This is a genomic window from Actinoplanes subglobosus (assembly GCF_042650585.1).
GTDB classification, from domain to species: Bacteria; Actinomycetota; Actinomycetes; order Mycobacteriales; family Micromonosporaceae; genus Actinoplanes; species Actinoplanes subglobosus.
On the sequence record NZ_JBHSBL010000024.1, the window covers coordinates 281,176 to 297,303 of the forward strand.

The 16,128-nt window shown below is 71.2% G+C and carries 20 protein-coding genes; 11 read left to right on the plus strand and 9 right to left on the minus strand.

Translation table 11 applies throughout. The annotated features are described in order from the left end of the window. Window positions 1–23 precede the first annotated feature (23 nt). Window positions 24–1,469: a family 43 glycosylhydrolase gene (locus tag ACFO0C_RS35395; RefSeq protein WP_378071132.1), complete on the minus strand. Its 1,446-nt coding sequence runs from the start codon at window positions 1,467–1,469 to the stop codon at window positions 24–26. Between the two features lie 182 nt (window positions 1,470–1,651). On the opposite strand from ACFO0C_RS35395, the gene ACFO0C_RS35400 reads away from it, so the two are divergent. Both ACFO0C_RS35400 and ACFO0C_RS35405 read left to right on the plus strand, forming a co-directional pair. Next, a complete protein-coding gene (locus tag ACFO0C_RS35400) occupies window positions 1,652–3,136 on the plus strand; it encodes a family 43 glycosylhydrolase (protein ID WP_378071133.1) in 1,485 nt (494 codons plus the stop codon). Window positions 3,137–3,181: 45 nt separating this feature from the next. Then, a complete protein-coding gene (locus tag ACFO0C_RS35405) occupies window positions 3,182–3,745 on the plus strand; it encodes a lysophospholipid acyltransferase family protein (RefSeq protein WP_378071134.1) in 564 nt (187 codons plus the stop codon). A 9-nt stretch (window positions 3,746–3,754) separates the two neighbouring features. On the opposite strand, the gene ACFO0C_RS35410 is transcribed toward ACFO0C_RS35405, so the two are convergent. Together ACFO0C_RS35410 and ACFO0C_RS35415 are read right to left on the minus strand one after the other, a co-directional pair. Further along, window positions 3,755–4,336: a hypothetical protein gene (locus ACFO0C_RS35410; protein ID WP_378071135.1), complete on the minus strand. Its 582-nt coding sequence runs from the start codon at window positions 4,334–4,336 to the stop codon at window positions 3,755–3,757. A gap of 74 nt (window positions 4,337–4,410) precedes the next feature. Further along, window positions 4,411–5,457 (minus strand): hypothetical protein, encoded by a 1,047-nt coding sequence (locus tag ACFO0C_RS35415; protein ID WP_378071136.1) that lies wholly within the window; start codon window positions 5,455–5,457, stop codon window positions 4,411–4,413. Window positions 5,458–5,561: 104 nt separating this feature from the next. Between ACFO0C_RS35415 and ACFO0C_RS35420 the strand changes: the two genes are divergently transcribed. Then, complete coding sequence (locus tag ACFO0C_RS35420; RefSeq protein WP_378071137.1) at window positions 5,562–5,858, plus strand: hypothetical protein; 297 nt, start codon at window positions 5,562–5,564, stop codon at window positions 5,856–5,858. 13 nt (window positions 5,859–5,871) lie between these two features. Here the strand turns inward: ACFO0C_RS35420 and ACFO0C_RS35425 are convergent, their stop codons facing one another. After that, window positions 5,872–6,525, minus strand: coding sequence for a hypothetical protein (locus tag ACFO0C_RS35425; protein ID WP_378071138.1), 654 nt, complete (start codon window positions 6,523–6,525; stop codon window positions 5,872–5,874). Between the two features lie 65 nt (window positions 6,526–6,590). Between ACFO0C_RS35425 and ACFO0C_RS35430 the strand changes: the two genes are divergently transcribed. Then, window positions 6,591–6,953, plus strand: coding sequence for a class I SAM-dependent methyltransferase (locus ACFO0C_RS35430; protein ID WP_378071139.1), 363 nt, complete (start codon window positions 6,591–6,593; stop codon window positions 6,951–6,953). 7 nt (window positions 6,954–6,960) lie between these two features. Here ACFO0C_RS35430 and ACFO0C_RS35435 read toward each other — a convergent pair whose 3' ends face one another. Beyond that, window positions 6,961–7,506 (minus strand): MauE/DoxX family redox-associated membrane protein, encoded by a 546-nt coding sequence (locus ACFO0C_RS35435; protein ID WP_378071140.1) that lies wholly within the window; start codon window positions 7,504–7,506, stop codon window positions 6,961–6,963. A 151-nt stretch (window positions 7,507–7,657) separates the two neighbouring features. Between ACFO0C_RS35435 and ACFO0C_RS35440 the strand changes: the two genes are divergently transcribed. From ACFO0C_RS35440 to ACFO0C_RS35465, 6 genes are all read left to right on the plus strand, one after another. Beyond that, entirely contained in the window at window positions 7,658–7,864 is a 207-nt protein-coding gene (locus ACFO0C_RS35440) for a hypothetical protein (RefSeq protein WP_378071141.1), read from the plus strand. A gap of 72 nt (window positions 7,865–7,936) precedes the next feature. Then, window positions 7,937–8,467: a hypothetical protein gene (locus tag ACFO0C_RS35445; protein ID WP_378071142.1), complete on the plus strand. Its 531-nt coding sequence runs from the start codon at window positions 7,937–7,939 to the stop codon at window positions 8,465–8,467. Continuing rightward, window positions 8,464–10,296 (plus strand): ABC transporter ATP-binding protein, encoded by a 1,833-nt coding sequence (locus ACFO0C_RS35450; protein WP_378071143.1) that lies wholly within the window; start codon window positions 8,464–8,466, stop codon window positions 10,294–10,296. Before ACFO0C_RS35445 ends, ACFO0C_RS35450 begins: the two co-directional genes overlap by 4 nt. After that, the gene (locus tag ACFO0C_RS35455) at window positions 10,293–10,703 is read left to right on the plus strand and encodes a S26 family signal peptidase (protein ID WP_378071144.1); all 411 of its coding nucleotides are present in this window, start codon (window positions 10,293–10,295) and stop codon (window positions 10,701–10,703) included. The genes ACFO0C_RS35450 and ACFO0C_RS35455 overlap by 4 nt, the downstream gene beginning before the upstream one ends. Before the next feature lie 238 nt (window positions 10,704–10,941). Next, window positions 10,942–11,601, plus strand: a complete 660-nt coding sequence (locus ACFO0C_RS35460; RefSeq protein WP_378071145.1) for a lytic polysaccharide monooxygenase auxiliary activity family 9 protein — start codon at window positions 10,942–10,944, stop codon at window positions 11,599–11,601. 65 nt (window positions 11,602–11,666) lie between these two features. Continuing rightward, window positions 11,667–12,188 (plus strand): hypothetical protein, encoded by a 522-nt coding sequence (locus ACFO0C_RS35465; RefSeq protein WP_378071146.1) that lies wholly within the window; start codon window positions 11,667–11,669, stop codon window positions 12,186–12,188. Between the two features lie 36 nt (window positions 12,189–12,224). On the opposite strand, the gene ACFO0C_RS35470 is transcribed toward ACFO0C_RS35465, so the two are convergent. After that, window positions 12,225–12,776, minus strand: a complete 552-nt coding sequence (locus tag ACFO0C_RS35470) for a VanZ family protein (RefSeq protein ID WP_378071147.1) — start codon at window positions 12,774–12,776, stop codon at window positions 12,225–12,227. A gap of 107 nt (window positions 12,777–12,883) precedes the next feature. Here ACFO0C_RS35470 and ACFO0C_RS35475 point away from each other — a divergent pair, with 107 nt between their 5' ends. Further along, window positions 12,884–13,117 (plus strand): DUF4229 domain-containing protein, encoded by a 234-nt coding sequence (locus ACFO0C_RS35475; protein WP_378071148.1) that lies wholly within the window; start codon window positions 12,884–12,886, stop codon window positions 13,115–13,117. Here the strand turns inward: ACFO0C_RS35475 and ACFO0C_RS35480 are convergent. Genes ACFO0C_RS35480 through ACFO0C_RS35490 form a run of 3 tightly spaced genes read right to left on the minus strand, consistent with a single transcriptional unit; the run spans window position 13,102 to window position 16,078 of the window. Next, window positions 13,102–14,328, minus strand: a complete 1,227-nt coding sequence (locus tag ACFO0C_RS35480) for a glycosyl hydrolase family 8 (protein WP_378071512.1) — start codon at window positions 14,326–14,328, stop codon at window positions 13,102–13,104. The genes ACFO0C_RS35475 and ACFO0C_RS35480 overlap by 16 nt on opposite strands. A gap of 16 nt (window positions 14,329–14,344) precedes the next feature. Next, on the minus strand, window positions 14,345–15,508 hold the full coding sequence (locus ACFO0C_RS35485; protein ID WP_378071149.1) for an MFS transporter: 1,164 nt from the start codon (window positions 15,506–15,508) through the stop codon (window positions 14,345–14,347). 54 nt (window positions 15,509–15,562) lie between these two features. After that, window positions 15,563–16,078: a hypothetical protein gene (locus ACFO0C_RS35490; protein WP_378071150.1), complete on the minus strand. Its 516-nt coding sequence runs from the start codon at window positions 16,076–16,078 to the stop codon at window positions 15,563–15,565. Between the last annotated feature and the right edge of the window lie 50 nt (window positions 16,079–16,128).

Below are 16,128 nucleotides of genomic sequence, written 5' to 3' on the forward strand. Positions count from 1 at the left end.
CTCCGCCGGGGCCGTCACCAGGGTCAGCCGAGGCGCCAGAACTGGGCGGCCAGGCCGTTGCAGGGGTAGAGGGAGAGGCGGGCGCCGTTCGCGGCGTCCCAGTTGTAGTTGTCCAGGCAGGAGTTGCCGGCGACGTTGCGCAGGGAGAACCAGCCGCTGCCCCGGTCCTGGACGATCCACTGCTGGGCGGTGGAGCCGTTGCAGGTGAAGAGGCCGACGTCGGCGTTCGACGCGGTGCTGCTGTTGATGTTCGACAGGCAGGTGCCGGTGTTGCGGTTGCGGATCTCGTAGTAGGTGCCGTTCTTGTAGTTCAGCTCGAACTGCTGGGCGGTCCCGCCGTTGCAGTCGTAGAGCCGGACCAGTGCGTTCAGCGTGGTGTCCCGGTTCCAGTTGTCGACGCAGCGGTTGCTGTGCTGACCGCGGATGCCGGGGTTGACCACGGTGCTGGGGATCGGCTGGCCGAAGAACGGGTCGCCGTTCTCCCGCCACAGCAGCTGCTGCATGCGGGTGTGCCGGTTCGGGTCGGTCAGCGCGTCCGGGGTCGGGGTGGCGTAGTCCCGGGCGTGGTAGACCAGCATGTCGGTGACGCCGTCCTCGGCCACGGTGAAGCTGCCGTGCCCGGGACCGTAGACGCCGTTGGCCGTCTGGAAGACCGGGTTCGGGTGCTTGTACCAGGATGCCGGGTTGAGCAGGTCGGCGGTGTCCCACGAGGAGAGCAGGCCCAGCTTGTACCGGGAGTCGGTGGCCGACGCGGAGTAGGCGATGTAGACCCGGCCGTTCTTGACCAGCGGGGACGGGCCCTCGACGACGCCCGCCACGCCCTCCTTCTCCCAGGCGACGGTCGGCCGGGCGATCTCCACGGCGGTGCCGGTGATCGCGGTCGGGCCGTTCATCCGGGCGAGGTACATGTGGCTGTTGAAGTTGGTGTCCGGGCTGTCCTGGGCCCAGGCGAAGTAGCGCACGCCCTTGTTGACGAAGACCGCGGCGTCGAGCTGGAACGACTCCCAGCCGGTGTTGAACCGCTGCGGCGCGCTCCATGTGCCGGTCATCGGGTTGGCGCTGGTGTTACGGATCCAGTAGAGCCGCTGGTCGAACTGGGCGGTGTTGGGCGACGCGGAGAAGTACATGTACCAGGCGCCGTCGATGTACTGGATGTCCGGCGCCCAGATCCAGCCGCTGAGCGCGCCGCTGGACGGGGCGACGAACGCGTTGCTGGTCGCGGCGCTGCCCAGGCCCTGGAGGGTGGTGGCCCGGCGCAGTTCGACCCGCTTGTAGTCGGGGACCGAGGCGGTCATGTAGTAGTAGCCGTCGGTGTGCTTGAAGATCGCGGTGTCGGCGCGCTGCTTGATGACCGGGTTCGTGATCGAGATGAACTGGGCGGACGCCGGTGCGGCGAGTCCGGCCAGCAGCACGACCATCAGGGCCAGCACGACCGTGGCCTTGCGGCGTATGCGAGCGGGGAAACCCATTGATGACTTCCTTGCAGGCGGGGGACGGTACGACGTGTGATCGTTAACATGCACGTCGATCGGATGTACGTCAAGAAACCTCTCCGAAATCTGCGTGTCGCGGCGATTCATGTCTCTTGTTAAGTCTGTCTATGTCTCGTAACATGCCGGTCATTCTTGTGAGCGCTAACTAAGGGGGCCGCGTGCGTCTGCGTGGAATGTTCCTAGCCCTGTTGACGGTGGCGGCACTCGTCGGCGCCGCTCCGACCCCGGCCGCCGCCGCACCGGGCGCCGGCTTCCAGAACCCCATCGTGGGTACGCCCAACAGCGCCGACCCCTGGATGGGCTACTACAACGGCAGCTACTACTACGCGGCCACCACCTGGACCGGCAGGATCCTCATCCGCAAGTCGTCCACGCTGGCCGGCCTGAAGACCGCGGCCGAGACGACCGTGTTCACCATGTCGCAGCCCAACGCCGTGTCGAACATGTGGGCACCGAGCCTGCACCTGCTCAACGGGCCGAACGGCCAGCGCTGGTACCTGTACTACTCGGCCGGTCCGTCCGCGTGCTGCGGTGGACAGCGCCAGCACGTGCTGGAGAGCTCCGGCACCGATCCGATGGGGCCCTACACGTACAAGGGCGCCCTGGTCCTGATGCCGGACAACGGCTGGTCCATCGACGGCAGCGTGATGACCGTCGGCGGGGTCAACTACTTCGTGTTCTCGGCGTTCAACAACAACAGCGGCTTCGAGAACGGCGGCCTGCAGAGCCTGTTCATCAGCCGGCTGACCAACCCGTGGACGCCGGCCGCCCTCGGCACGATCATCTCCGAGCCGACCTACGCCTGGGAGAAGGTCGGCAACCCGGTCAACGAGGGGCCGTTCGTGCTCCAGCGGGGCAGCCGCACGTTCCTCACCTACTCGGCCAGCTACTGCGGCACCCCCGACTACAAGATCGGGGCGCTCGAACTGACCGGGTCCGACCCGCTGGTCCGTAGCTCCTGGACCAAGATGGCCAGCCCGCTCTTCCAGCGCAGCGACACCAACGGGGTGTACGGCCCGGCGCACCACAGCTTCTTCAAGTCGCCCGACGGCACCGAGGACTGGATCGTCTACCACGCCAACGACTCGGCGTCGCAGGGGTGCGGCACCACCCGTACCAGCCGGGCGCAGCGGATCTCCTGGAACGCCGACGGCACACCCAACCTCGGAGTCCCGGTCTCCAACGCCACCGTCCTGGCCGGGCCGTCCGGTGAGCTGAACAACCCGGGCGCGGTCACGGTCCAGCGGATCCAGTCCTACAACTTCCAGGACCGCTACGTACGCCACTCGAACTACGCCACCCGCATCGACGCGAACGTCAGCCCGGCGCTGGACTCCCAGTTCCGCGTGGTCGCCGGCCTGGCCGACAGCACCGCCGTGTCGTTCGAGTCGGTCAACTTCCCCGGCCACTACCTGCGGCACAACAACTACGTGCTGCGGCTGGAGCCCAACAACGGGACCGCGACGTTCCGTTCGGACGCCACGTTCCGGCAGGTCGCCGGGCTGGCCGACTCCTCGTGGTCGTCGTTCCAGTCGTACAACTTCCCGGACCGCTACATCCGGCACAGCAACTACGTGCTCCGGATCGACCCGGTGAGCACCGCGACCGAACGCGCCGACGCCACGTTCCGCCGCACCTCCTGATCCGGGCCCGTCCGGAGGGCTGGACGGCGCGGCCGGCGACGTGATGTGTACATCTGCCCGCTGTGGCGGCTGAGCGTCCGGCACCGGGACCGTCTGCCCTGGCGGGGGCCCGCCGTGCTGGTCGCCAACCACGCCTCGCTGATCGACATCCTGGTGCTGTTCGCGCTGTTCCGGCCGTTCAAGTTCGTCTCCAAACAGGAGATCTTCACCGTGCCGGTGATCGGGTGGAACATGCGGCTCAACGGCTACGTGCCCCTGGTCCGTGGCAGTGGCGCGTCGGTGCGCCGGATGATGGAGCTCTGCGACGCGCACCTCGCCGCCGGATCACCGCTGATGATCTTCCCGGAGGGGCGGCGGACCTCCGACGGTGATCTCCAGGCTTTCAAGAGCGGCGCGTTCGACCTGGCCGTGCGGCACGGCGTGCCGGTCTACCCGATCGTCGTGCACGGCACCCGGCGCGCCCTGCCCCGTGAGGGGTTCGTGCTGCGCGAGCACATCCGGGCGCGCGTCGAGGTGCTGCCGCCGCTGTCCCCGGCCGACTTCGACGGCGTCGAGGCGCTGCGCGACGCGACCCGCGAGGCCATCGCCGGCGGGCTCGCCCGGACGTGAGGTGGTGATCTACGTGTCGGTTCCGGTAGCCCGGGCCATCTCGTCGTAGGCGGCCACCGCGGCCACGGTGCCCTTCACCATCGCGTCGCGGGTCCCCGCCTCGACCAGCAGCACCACCCGGCCGCGCGGGACGACCGCGACGAACGGGATGGACGCGTCGTGGTCGGTCAGCGAGACCGCCGCGGACGGCACGTCCTTCGCCTTGACCGGCTCGAGATCATCGGCGCACTCACTCTTGCGGAGATCCTTGAGGTACGCCTCCGGGCGGCCCTTCGCGACCTCGTCGACGATGGCCGCGGCCTGATCGGCACCGGACGCGGTCTCCTCGACCAGGTGGAACGCCACCCGACCGGCCGGCAGGTCGATGTCGCACACCCCCATGTCCTCGCGGACCTGATCGGCGGCCGGCCCCGACAGCAGCACGTGGGTGTAGCTGCCCTCCAGCAGGTCGACCCGCCCGACGACGCCGAGCAGCTCCGCGTCGTCCAGCGTCCGGTAATCCCCACCGGCCCACACCGGCCCGGCACCGCCGGCCAGCCCGAACGCCACCACCGACGCGACGACGGCGGCCCTGCTCCTGTAGATACGCATGCCGATCACCGTGGCACGCCCGGCCGCCCCCGATCCGGCGAACCGGGCCCGAGACCTCCGGAAGAGACCGTCCTCTAGGGTGCCGCCGGTGCGGCGAAGCGCATGTCGTGGATCGGGCGGTAACGGTCGTCGAGCAGGGTGAGCAGGCTCAGCAGCAGGACGAAGAAGAAGACGGCGGTTCCGTCGAGCCCGGCCACCGCGACCAGGGTGACGTTCAGCAGCACCCGCAGGCCGAACGCCAGCAGGGTCGGCTCGACACCGCGCGCCGACCGGGCGACGGTGAGACCGGCCACCGCGTTGATCAGGACGAACACGGCCGTACCGAGGAAGAGCCGCACCGGGGTCGCGCCGGTCGCGGGCAACACCTGGCTGTAGATCACCCACAGCAGTCCGATCAGCGTCACCTTCTCCAGCGTGCCCACCGACCACAACCGGCCGTGGGTGGCGACCCACCGGTTACGGCCGGCCACCGTGACCGCCTCCGCGGGCAGCGGATCGGCGGCGACGTGCCACTCCCAGTCGTGGGCGGGCTGCCGCGGGCGCACCACGAACCACCAGCCCAGCCCCAGCAGCGCGAGCCCGGCCAGACACGCCGGGCCGAACCACGGCACCTCGGCCACCGTCTCGGTGAAGTCGAGCTGCGCGATGTGGATCCACCACTCCTGCGGCAGCTTCACGAAGATCCAGATCACGGCGGCGGTGACGATCCACGAGCGCGGCGCGACCCGGGCCGGGTTCCAGAACAGCCGGTACACCTCGTAGGCGATGAAGAAGTACTCGAACGTGTTCGGGAAGATCATCAGCAGCGGACGCCAGTCGGTCAGCTCGAACGCGACGACCCCGATCAGACGGTAGAAGTACAGGAACCGGGCCACCCGTACCGCCGGCCGGCTCGTCCAGTTGCGCAGCGTCGACAGGTAGGCGATCGCCAGGTAGTAGACGTCCATCGCTTTGTCGTAACCCTGATAACCCGGCGGGTCGAAACCGAACCGCTGGAAGACGGTCTGGTCGATGCCGTCCAGGACCAGGGCGGCGACGATCGCCGGCAACGGAAAGCGAGGGATCAGCAGGGGTACGAGGAAACGCGCCCCCACCACGAGAAGGAAGACAGTGGCCGCCATGGGAACCATGACAGCCGGTGTACGGGGTGAGCGGTTCATCCGCCGCGCATGAGGCGGGGCGCCCCGCGGCCGCAGGATCCTGAGGGCCGGAGGAAGGGGTCCACATGGGTTGCCTGTTCGCCATCTTCGCCGGGATCTTCCCGCGTCTGGCGCTGCTCATCATCTGGCTGGCACGGCCGCGGTTCGTCGACGCCGCCTTCGACACCTGGATCTGGCCGCTGCTGGGACTGCTGTTCTTCCCGTTCGCGACCCTGCTCTACGTCATCCTCTACACCCCGGGCATCGGCCTGGTCGGGTGGGAGTGGTTCTGGGTGGTCCTCGCCGGCCTGCTCGACCTCACCCATCTGGTCGGCAGCGCCTACGCCCGCACCCGTCAGCGCGCCGGCGTGCCCGGCTTCTGACACTGGCTCCCGGTCACGGGCAGAACGCGGCGAACGTCGTCGGCCGCAGGGCGTCGTCGAACGCGACGACCACGTCCGGGCCGGCACCGTTCGCGAATGTCACCTCCCGGGCGGCGGTGAACGTCGCCCGGATCCGGCCGATGTCCGCGAACCCGGCCACACAGCTGATGTCGGCCAGATCCGTGTCGGCGACACGGCTCAGCAGCCCGGCCCGCGACCGCAGCCGCAGCTCGTGGTGGGTCGAGTTCTTCCAGTCCCGCGTCTCCCGTACGACCAGCTCGTGGCCGCCGTCCGGGGACACCGCGATCACTTCGGTGGACAGCACGTCCGTGGCGAAGCTCGCCTTCGCGAAAGCCACGAACACGCCGGCGGCCAGGACCACGGCGGCGAGCAGCCCGGTGACGACCCGCACGACGATCGCCGCCGGCCCGCGCCGGAACACCAGCCAGCCCGCGACCGCGATCCCGGCGCCGGCGGTGACGGCCGTCAGCACCACGAAGGGCGTGTTGTCGACGACCAGGTCCAGCACGATGTAGCCGGTCGGCGCGACGAGGCCGAGAGCACTCAGGCCGATGGCGGCGGCCACGATCGGCACCAGCGCCAGGGCGACGAACCTGCCCAGGCGGGTGCCGGACAGCCGGGCACGAGCGGGCGCCGCATTCGACATCGGCCCATGCTAACGACGCGGCGCGAGTGCGGGCGGCTCGTAGCATCGGCTGCGGGGAGGGTGGCATGGGCGCGGAGGACGGTGCGGCGAAAGCCCGGCGGGTCTGGGATCGGACCGCTCCCGGCTACGACCGGCAGATCGGGCTCCTGGAGCGGGTCTGGTTCACCGGCGGGCGGGAGTGGCTCGGCGAGCGCGCCGAAGGCCGTGTGCTCGACGTCGGTGTCGGCACCGGGCGGAACCTGCCGCACTATCCGGCGCCCGTGCGGGTCACCGGTGTCGGCGTGAGCCCGGGCATGCTGGCGGTCGCCCGGCGGCGGGCCGCCGAGCTCGGCCGTGACGTCGACCTGCACGAGGGTGACGCGGCCCGGCTGCCGTTCGCCGACGAGGCGTTCGACACCGAACGCGTCCACGCCGTCAAGCCGGCCTGACGGCGGCTCAGCGGGGGAGCGGCGCGCGGAACAGCCCGACGATCTCGTCGAGCATGATGACGGCCAGCGCCGCCACCGCCGCGACCCCGGCCGCGATCGCGTCGCCGGCCGGCCCCGCGCCGGGAGCGGGGCCTCCAGCGCCCGCGCCGGTCGGCAGGACCGCGGCGACGAGCCCGGCCACGGCGGCCACGGCCAGCACCCCGTTGCGGTAGAGGTGGTGCCGGCCGAACGGTGCCGCCGACACCCCGAAACAGCGGCACGACGCGGTCGTCCCGGCGGTGAGCACGCGCGCGATCCCGGCCGAGAACGCGAGCAGCAGCAGCACCGCGACCACGAACCCGGCCGCCGGAGTGCCGGGTGCCAGCAGCAGCACCGGAATCGCCGTCTCGGCCGCCACGACCACGACCGCGACCGGCCCGGTCAGCGAGGGCGGCACCACCCGCATGCCGGTGACGGACGCCCGGAACGCGGCGAAGGCACGCAGTTTCGTGAACGCCGAGACCACGAACACCAGACCGATCAGCACGCGTGCGCCGACCAGGACATGACTCACTTCCGGACCTCCCCGTCGATCCCTCGGTGGTCCACCGTACCCGGCCCCGGAGGGTCATGTTCGTCGATGGACGGGACAGCGCGAGGTGATCCACTGTGGGTACTCTCGGCCCGCCGAGATCATCTCGGGAACGTGAACGAGGGAGTTACACATGCGACAGAAGCTGGGCGTGATCGCCGACCGCATGCTGGCTACGTTCCTGCCGCAGGAGCGCGCCGGTGCCTGCCCGTGCCGGCCCGGTGAGGGCTACTACCAGTACCGCTGTGTCGGTCACCTGCAGCAGCGGCGCTGGTGCGTCGACAGCTGCAACTGTTCCGCCACCTGCGGGGGCTGGCAGAACACCCTCACCACCTGCTGAGACGCTGCTCGTGCGGTGAACGGTGCGGGGTCCGGTGGGACCCCGCACCGTCCCGGCCCCGAAAGGAAACACATGTTCTACCTGACCGCCGCCGTCACCGTGGCCATCGCCGCCACCGCGCTCAACCTCCTGCTCACCTTCGGGGTGATCCGCAAGCTCCGGGTGCACGACGCCAAGCTCGCCGACCGCAGCGCCGTCATCCAGGAGGCCACCCTCCCGGCGGGCACCTCGGTCCCGGCGGTGACCGCGCCGACCGTCGACGGCGGTACCGCGTCGAGTGTGCGGCCCGGCGGCGCCCAGCTCCTCGGCTTCTTCTCGATCGGCTGCGGCGCCTGCGACGACCGGATCCCCGAGTTCATCGCCTATCAGGAGCGCACCGGTGTGGCCGCGGTCGCGGTGGTGGTCACCGACGCCGACGACTCCGGGCCGTACGTGGCCCGCCTGGCACCGCACGTCGACGTGGTCGTCGAGCGCGAGCGGGGCCCGCTGGCCACCGTGTTCGCGGTGACCAGTTTCCCGGCGCTGTGCCTGGTCGACGCTCAGGGCGTGGTCGTGGCGGGCGGCAACGCCTTCCCGGACCTGCCCGAGTTCGTTCCGGCGTGACCGGCTCGACGGCGGTTCCGGTCCGCCGGATCCCGGGGCACCTGTGGGCGGCCGTCCGGATCGGTGCCGGCGCGGCCCCCGGGGTGCTCGCCGGATATGTGCTGGTCACGGTCGCGGCCGGGGTCGGCCCGGTGGTGGCGGCGGCTCTGTTGCGTACCGTCATCGATGGGTTGGCCGCGGGCCGGGCGGTCGCCGCGCTGATCGCGCCCGCCGTGCTGCTCGCCTGCCTGGGGTTGATCCTCGGTGTGGTCCCGGCCGTCCGTGGTTTCCTTTACAGCCGGATGCTGCGGGCCGTCGGCGTCCGGGCGATGGACCGGCTCTACCAGGCGATGAGCCGCATCGTCGGGATCGGCGTGATGGAGAACCCGGAGTTCCGGGACCGGCTGCGGATGGCCCAGCAGTCCGGCCGGTCCGGGCCGGGTCAGCTGATCGACGACACCCTCGGGGCGTTCGAGTCGGCGATCCTGCTGTCCGGTTTCGTGGGTGTGCTGTTCGCGCTGAACCCGTGGCTGGCGCTGTTCGCGCTGGCGGCGGCCGGCCCGGCGCTGGCCGCGCAGATGTGGCTGAACCGCCGCAACGCCCGGATGATGTGGCAGGTCAGTGGCCGTGCCCGGCGCGAGGCGCACTACGCCGAGCTGCTGACCAGCCTGTCCGCGGCCAAGGAACTGCGGATGCTGGGGCTGGGCGGCCTGTTCCGCGGCCGGATGCTGCGGGAGATGGCCGCCGGCAACACCGAGCAGGCCCGTCAGGACGGCCGCGAACTGTGGGTGCGAGGGCTGCTCGCGGCCCTCACCGCGGTCATCGCCGGCGCCGGGCTGATCTGGGCGATCCGGCAGGCTGCGACCGGCCGGCTGTCGATCGGTGACATCTCGCTGCTGGTCGCCGCGGTCGGTGGCGTGCAGGCGGCGGGCAGCGGTCTGGTCGACAGGTTCGCCTCGATGCACGAGAACGCCCTGCTCTTCGATCACTATCGGACACTCGTCGACGCCGCGCCCGACCTGCCGGTGCCCGCGAACCCGCTGCCGGCCGGCCCGCTCCAGCGGGGCATCGAGTTGCGTGACGTCTGGTTCCGGTACGGCCCGGACAAGCCGTGGGTGCTCCAGGGCGTCAACCTGACCATCCCGCACGGGCGGACCGTGGCGCTCGTCGGCCTCAACGGCGCCGGCAAGAGCACCCTGGTCAAGCTGCTGTGCCGGTTCTACGACCCGACGAGGGGCAGCGTCACCTGGGACGGGCGGGACCTGCGCGATCTGGATCCGGCCGAGGTCCGCGACCGGATCGGCGTGGTGTTCCAGGACTTCATGGCCTACGAGTTCTCCGCCGCCGAGAACATCGGGGTCGGCGACCTGTCCGCGATGGACGACCGGGCCCGGATCGAGGCGGCCGCCGGCCGGTCCGGCATCCACGAGGCGCTCGCGGCACTGCCGGGCGGTTACGACACGATGCTGACCAACGCCTGGTACGACGACGCCGACCGGGAGAACGAGGAGACCGGCGTGCTGCTGTCCGGCGGGCAGTGGCAGCGGGTGGCGCTGGCCCGGGCGTTCCTGCGGGACCGGCGTGACCTGCTGATCCTTGACGAACCGACGGCGGGGCTCGACCCGGAGGCGGAGTACGAGCTGCACCGCGGGCTGCGGCGGCACCGGCGGGACCGGACCAGCGTGCTGATCTCGCACCGGCTCGGCACCCTCCGCGACGCCGACGAGATCGTCGTCCTCGCCGACGGCGCCGTCCGGGAGCGGGGTGGTCACGACGAGCTGATGGCCGCCGACGGCGGTTACGCACGGTTGTTCCGGATGCAGGCCGACGGGTACGCGGCCACCCCATGATCGCTCTCCTCGTGGTCGCCGGCCTGCTGGGATGCGCTGGTGTCGTGCTGCGCCGGCGGTTGCTGATCGTCACCGTCGAGGGCGTCAGCATGGAGCCGACCCACCGCCCCGGCGACCGTCTGCTGGTTCGCCGCGTGACGCTCGCCGGGGTGCGGCGCGGGGCGGTGATCGTCGTCGCGGCACCGCCCGGCGCGCCGCCGACCGACCCGCCGTTGATGGTGAAACGGGCCGCGGCCCTGCCGGGCGACGCGGTGCCGGCCGGGATCCCGGTGCCTGACGCGATGGTCCCTTCCGGTCATCTGGTGGTGCTGGGCGACAACGCGGCGCAGAGCGCCGACTCCCGGACGATGGGTTTCCTGCCCGCGGCCGATGTGATCGGCGTCGTCCTCCGCGGTACCTCCCGATAATCAGGACCGGTCGGATCTACGCCCACCGCGCCCCGCCACGACGCAAGAGGCGGGCACCCCGCCGGCCCTCCGGGCGACACCGGAAAGGCACCCGATCGGCATCGCCGGCGTGCCAGATCGATAGACATCGGTTGATATTTCGGAAACATCGATGCAATGCTGTGCGGGAGCGCTCCCAAATCCCCGTTGACAGCGCTCTCCCGTTCCCCGGGAAGCCGAAAGAAATGGAGGACGAACCGTGCCCCCACACGTGTCCCGCCGGTCCCGCCGGCCCGTCCAGGCAGTTCTCGTCGTGCTCACCCTGATGGTCGGCATGCTGCCGCTGACCGGGTCGGCCCAGGCCCACGGCACCATCATCAACCCGATGTCCCGCGCCTACCAGTGCTGGAAGACGTGGGGAAGTCAGCACACCAACCCGGCCATGCAGACGCAGGACCCGATGTGCTGGCAGGCGTTCCAGGCCAACCCCGACACCATGTGGAACTGGATGAGCGCCCTCCGGGACGGGCTCGGTGGCCAGTTCCAGGCCAGGACGCCGGACGGTCAGCTGTGCAGCAACGGCCTGACCCGTAACGACAGCCTGAACCGGGTCGGCGCGTGGAAGACCACCGGCACGCTGAGCCGCAACTTCACCGTCCAGCTCTACGACCAGGCAAGCCACGGCGCCGACTACTTCCGTGTCTACGTCAGCAAACAGGGGTTCAACCCGGCCACCCAGAGCCTCGGCTGGGGCAACCTCGACTTCATCACCCAGACCGGAAGGTACGCGCCGGCGCAGAACATCTCGTTCAGCGTCAACACCTCGGGCTACACCGGGCAGCACATCCTGTTCGTCATCTGGCAGGCCTCGCACCAGGACCAGGCCTACATGTGGTGCAGCGACGTGACCTTCGCCTGATCGACGGTCCCCGGCCCGGGGCCGTCCCGGGCCGGGGCACTCCCCCCGCAACGAGGTGAGAACAGATGCACCGCTACGTCTGGGCCGCCCTGGTCCTGCTCACGGTGTCGGCCGGCGTGATCGTCCTCAACGACGACGGCGACCCGCAGGACGTCCGAGGCCAGATCATGACCCGGATGCGCAGCACGCTCGAACAGGCCGACCCGGCCACCCACCAGCACGCCGGCCACACCGCGGCGGCAGGCCGGTCGGAGATCGTCTGCGGCGTCCGCGTCTACGGCTACGAACCGGCCGAGGCCGCCGTGTTCGCCGACGTGCGCACCGTCTACGGATTCCACATGTGCGGTGTCGCGGAGCCGCTGGTCCCGTGGGACGTGGCGGTCAAACTCGCGGGCCCGCTGATCCTCGACCTGTCCACCGACCCGGCCGGCATCCAGGTCGTCGAGGCCACCGCCGACATCCGGTTCGTGGACCGGCTGCAGCAGATGTTCCCGGCGAGGTACGCCGAGCTGGCCCTCACCGAGGCGCTCAGCGAGACGGAGATGACCGACCTGCGCGGCCGTTACGACACCGCCGCCGGCCTGTGAGCCCGTTACGACACCGGCCGCCGGGCTGTCAGCCCGTTACGACACCGCCGCCGGGCTCTGGACCCGCCACCAGGGCCGTGACGCCAGCGCGGCCAGCCCCGCACCGGCCGCGTTGAGCAGCACGTCGTCCACCGACGACACCCGGTCCAGCGCGAGCACGTACTGTGCGCACTCCACCAGCGCCGACCCGGCCGCCGCGACCGCGAGAACCCGGGGCACCGACGCCAGCGCCGCGAACCGCACCGGCCCGAAGAAGCCGAGTGCCGCGAAGACCAGCAGGTTCCCGACGACCTGCACGGTGACGGTGAGCGGCCCGGCGGCGAGGACCGTGAACAGATCCCGTAGCGGTACCAGGCTGACCCGCCCGGCGCCGTCCGCCCCCGGCAGCAGGATCATCCAGATCCAGGGCACCGTCCCGTAGACGATCCCCACCTCGGCCAGCGACCGCCGCCACGCCCATCGCACCCCGGCATCCCGTCGCCGCCGTGCCAGCCCCCACACCACGAGCCCGGCCACCGGAGAAAGCAGCACCGTGACACCCACGACCCCACTGATCGTCCCGAACCATCCGTGCCAGCCCCCGAACATCCCGGCACCATAACCGGGCCACACCACGCTCCCTCCCGCAACGCTCCGGCGGCGCCAGGCCGAGGCCGTGGTCGCGGTCGTGAACGAGGGCCCCGTACGCTGGGCGGATGCTTCCCGTTCTGCGCCTTCTCGGGCTTCGGCTCATGTACTTCCTGCTCGTCTTCGGGGTGCTCACCGTCGCGCCGCTCGGGCTCGACCTGATGATCCGGGTCCTGATCGCCTTCGCGGTCAGCATGGTTCTGTCGGTCTTCCTGCTGCGCCGGGAGCGGCAGGAGGTCGCCGAGCGGGTGGTGACCACGGTCGACGCGCGCCGGGAGCGCCGCGGTCAAGGCAAGGGATAGTTGCCCGACACGACGATCATGACCTGGAGCTGCAGCGTGTCGCCGAAGTAGTGGGCCGGGTCGACCGACGACGTGGCCATCCGGCGCCAGAGGGCGTCGAGCCACGGCTGCGCCGACGGGTCGGCCATCGCGCTGACCGCCAGCGGCGCCCAGAAGGCGTTGTCGGCGCCCGTCCGGTACGCCGTTCCGTCCAGCGTGTATCCGGAGCCGACCCGGCCCGGATCGTCGCCGGTCGTGGTCCGGAACCAGCGGGTCATCCGGCGGGCGGCGGTGGTCGACACGGTGTCACCGGAGAGCAGCGCGTCGATGCCGAGCCGCCACGGCGTACGGCAGGCGTTGTATCCGTAGTCACCGTCGTGCGGGGTCTCCAGGACCTGGCCGGTGACCGGTTCCACCCGATCGCCGGCGCCCCGCACGAAGTCCGGCAGCAGCCCGGTCCGCGGGCTGTGCTCGCGCTGCAGCCGGTCGACCGCCGCCCGGTGCGCCTGACCGATCCCGGCCCAGGCCGGGTCACCGGTGGCCGCCTGGAACGCCCGGAAGTACTGCGGGTTCCAGTCGGAGGTGCGCGACGTGCCGTGCAGGCGGGTGCCGGTGGCACTCCAGTCGCCGAGCAGCATCAGGCCGCTGTCCGCGTTCACATTGCTGCGCCCGATCGCCCGGATCCGCCGCAGCGCCAGCTCACGGTAGTCATAGCGGCCGGTGCTGCCCCAGATGCGGTCGGCGAGCAGGAGGGCGTACGCGATGTCCATGTCGCCGTCGGTGGCCGAGTCGCCACCGGCCTGTTCGGTGCAGCGGTCGTCGAGCTCGGCCGCCATCAGGTCGCCGTCGAGGCGAGACGGGTGCTCCAGGACGAACCCGAGGACACCGTCGAACAACTCCCGGGCCAGCGGGTCGAGGCGCGCCATCGAGGCGGCGATCACCAGGCCGTACCCCTGTGCCTCGGCGATCGACGGATAGGCGGCGTCGGGGGAGTGGACGCGGAGAGTGCCGGCGCCGCATCCGGGGCGGACGAACGCCGCCTTCCACTGCCGGTAGTAGGCGAGCAGCCGGTCCCGCATCTGCTCCGGCGGCGCCGACGGGCGGATCACGTCGTGCGGGTAGAAACTCCGGGGCGGGACCGGGCGCGGCGTGCCCACGGTCATCTCCGGACCGCACGCGACCAGGGCGAACAGCGTGAGGCAGGCGACTCCGGCACGAGTCGGGCGCCGCATGGTCACGGCGGCCACCCTACGTGACGTTCCGTCCCTCATGGCCGGACGGCGACGGACCGGGAGTGCGTCGCCGCACCGCCGGAAGGGTGAGCAGCAGCATCGACCCCAGGCAGAACCCGGCGCCGAGGACGAAGATCTGTGCGGTGTAGCCCGGCACCAGCAGCGGCGCGACCACCCCGAACACCGCGCCGACCTGCACCATGCCGGTGTAGACGTCGGCGCCGGCTCCGAGCCCGCCGGCCAGCACTTCGCTGAGCAGCACCATGCCGACACTCTGGAACCCGGCGGCGAACACCGCGTAGAGCAGCTGCGAGGCGACCAGCACCGCCGCTCCGCCGCCGGCGGCGACCAGGGCGAAGGACATCAGACCCACACCCGCGACCAGTACGATCGTCCGGCGGCTGCCGATGCGGTCGGCCAGCACGCTGATCGGGCCCAGCATGGGCACCTCGGCGGCGACCGAGGCCAGGAAGAGCAGCGCCACGAACGTGCCGGACAGGCCCTGCTGCACGACGAAGAGCGGCAGATAGACGAGGCGTACGCTGTCCGCGCCCCGCAGCAGCAGCACCGCGACGACGCAGGTCAGCACCGTGACCCGGGCCTGGACCACGGGCGCCGGGACGTCCCGGACCGGTGATGGTGGCCCGGCCGTCAGCGACGTCTCGAACCACGGGATCACCCCGCACAGCGACGCGATCACCACGGCGATCCACAGCGGCGGGAAGCTCTCGATCGCGCTGCCGGCCGACGCCAGCGCGAGCCCGGCCATGAACCCGAGCACGAAGATCCGGCGCATCCGGCCGACCAGGCGAGCCGGGGCGTCCGGCCGCGCTCCGCCGACGATCGCGATGTAGTGCGGGAACAGCAGCGTCATCGTCATCATCGCCGCGCCGGCCGGATACATCACCGGTGACGGCGCGGCCACCAGCACGGTGAGGGTGCCGGCGGCGGCGACGAAGCCGCAGAGGGACGCCGCCCACCAGGGCGAACCCCAGCGCCGCAGGGCCGGCCCGCCGATCAGGTTGAGCCCGGCGGCGACCACTGCGCTGACCGCGAAGAACACCGCGATCTGGCCCTTCGTCGCGCCGCTGGCCGCAACCGTCAACGGCAGCGTGACACTGATCTGCCCGTAGAAGGCGGCGTTGAGCGCCACGCCGGCCCGCACGCTGAGGGGAGGCATGCCGCATGGTATCGCCGGAGTGGGCGATGTGGACGGTCGTGGACGTCCCGGGGGTCAGCGGGCGAAACCGGGCAGCGGGATCAGGGTGCCGTCGGGGCCGGGCTCGGCCAGGATCGTCAGCTCGCCGTCCATCCAGTGCGGGGTCAGGCCCCGGCCGGCGGCGAGCGTGTCGCCGGGGGCCGCGTGGGTGTTGCGCGCGATCACCCGTACCACCTCGGTGGTGGCGAGGACGTCGCCGACGGTGACCCGGCCGGAGATCGCCGACCAGCCGCGATAGTGGATCGCCCGGCCGGAACGGCCGGAGGCGTGGGCCGCGCTGGCTGCCGCGGCGGCCTCCAGGAACGCCGAGCCGGCCATCTCCACCGGGCGGGAGACGCCCGTCGGCAGGGCGACGCTGACGGCGACGTGCGGGAACGGGAACTGGGCCCGATGGGTGCACGCCTGTGCGGCGGCGGGCAGTCCCAGGGTGCGGATCCAGGCCTCGGCGGATCCTTCGGTGAGGTGTCCGAGGCTGACACCGAAGTGCCGCAGGCGGCGGTCGAGCAGCGCCGGCCCGGTGGTGACGGTCATGACCCCACCGTGGCCGCCGCAGGCGAACCGCCGGTGACCGTGGTTCCGCC

What these genes read in the sequence shown, in the direction of transcription:
- ACFO0C_RS35485 (WP_378071149.1), bottom strand. Translation starts at nt 15,508, where the DNA reads ATGCCTCCCCTCAGCGTGCGGGCCGGCGTGGCGCTCAACGCCGCCTTC.
- ACFO0C_RS35410 (WP_378071135.1), bottom strand. Translation starts at nt 4,336, where the DNA reads ATGCGTATCTACAGGAGCAGGGCCGCCGTCGTCGCGTCGGTGGTGGCG.
- ACFO0C_RS35490 (WP_378071150.1), bottom strand. Translation starts at nt 16,078, where the DNA reads ATGACCGTCACCACCGGGCCGGCGCTGCTCGACCGCCGCCTGCGGCAC.
- ACFO0C_RS35430 (WP_378071139.1), top strand. Translation starts at nt 6,591, where the DNA reads ATGGGCGCGGAGGACGGTGCGGCGAAAGCCCGGCGGGTCTGGGATCGG.
- ACFO0C_RS35425 (WP_378071138.1), bottom strand. Translation starts at nt 6,525, where the DNA reads ATGTCGAATGCGGCGCCCGCTCGTGCCCGGCTGTCCGGCACCCGCCTG.
- ACFO0C_RS35480 (WP_378071512.1), bottom strand. Translation starts at nt 14,328, where the DNA reads ATGCGGCGCCCGACTCGTGCCGGAGTCGCCTGCCTCACGCTGTTCGCC.
- ACFO0C_RS35465 (WP_378071146.1), top strand. Translation starts at nt 11,667, where the DNA reads ATGCACCGCTACGTCTGGGCCGCCCTGGTCCTGCTCACGGTGTCGGCC.
- ACFO0C_RS35395 (WP_378071132.1), bottom strand. Translation starts at nt 1,469, where the DNA reads ATGGGTTTCCCCGCTCGCATACGCCGCAAGGCCACGGTCGTGCTGGCC.
- ACFO0C_RS35475 (WP_378071148.1), top strand. Translation starts at nt 12,884, where the DNA reads ATGCTTCCCGTTCTGCGCCTTCTCGGGCTTCGGCTCATGTACTTCCTG.
- ACFO0C_RS35470 (WP_378071147.1), bottom strand. Translation starts at nt 12,776, where the DNA reads ATGTTCGGGGGCTGGCACGGATGGTTCGGGACGATCAGTGGGGTCGTG.
- ACFO0C_RS35420 (WP_378071137.1), top strand. Translation starts at nt 5,562, where the DNA reads ATGGGTTGCCTGTTCGCCATCTTCGCCGGGATCTTCCCGCGTCTGGCG.
- ACFO0C_RS35445 (WP_378071142.1), top strand. Translation starts at nt 7,937, where the DNA reads ATGTTCTACCTGACCGCCGCCGTCACCGTGGCCATCGCCGCCACCGCG.
- ACFO0C_RS35455 (WP_378071144.1), top strand. Translation starts at nt 10,293, where the DNA reads ATGATCGCTCTCCTCGTGGTCGCCGGCCTGCTGGGATGCGCTGGTGTC.
- ACFO0C_RS35415 (WP_378071136.1), bottom strand. Translation starts at nt 5,457, where the DNA reads ATGGCGGCCACTGTCTTCCTTCTCGTGGTGGGGGCGCGTTTCCTCGTA.
- ACFO0C_RS35440 (WP_378071141.1), top strand. Translation starts at nt 7,658, where the DNA reads ATGCGACAGAAGCTGGGCGTGATCGCCGACCGCATGCTGGCTACGTTC.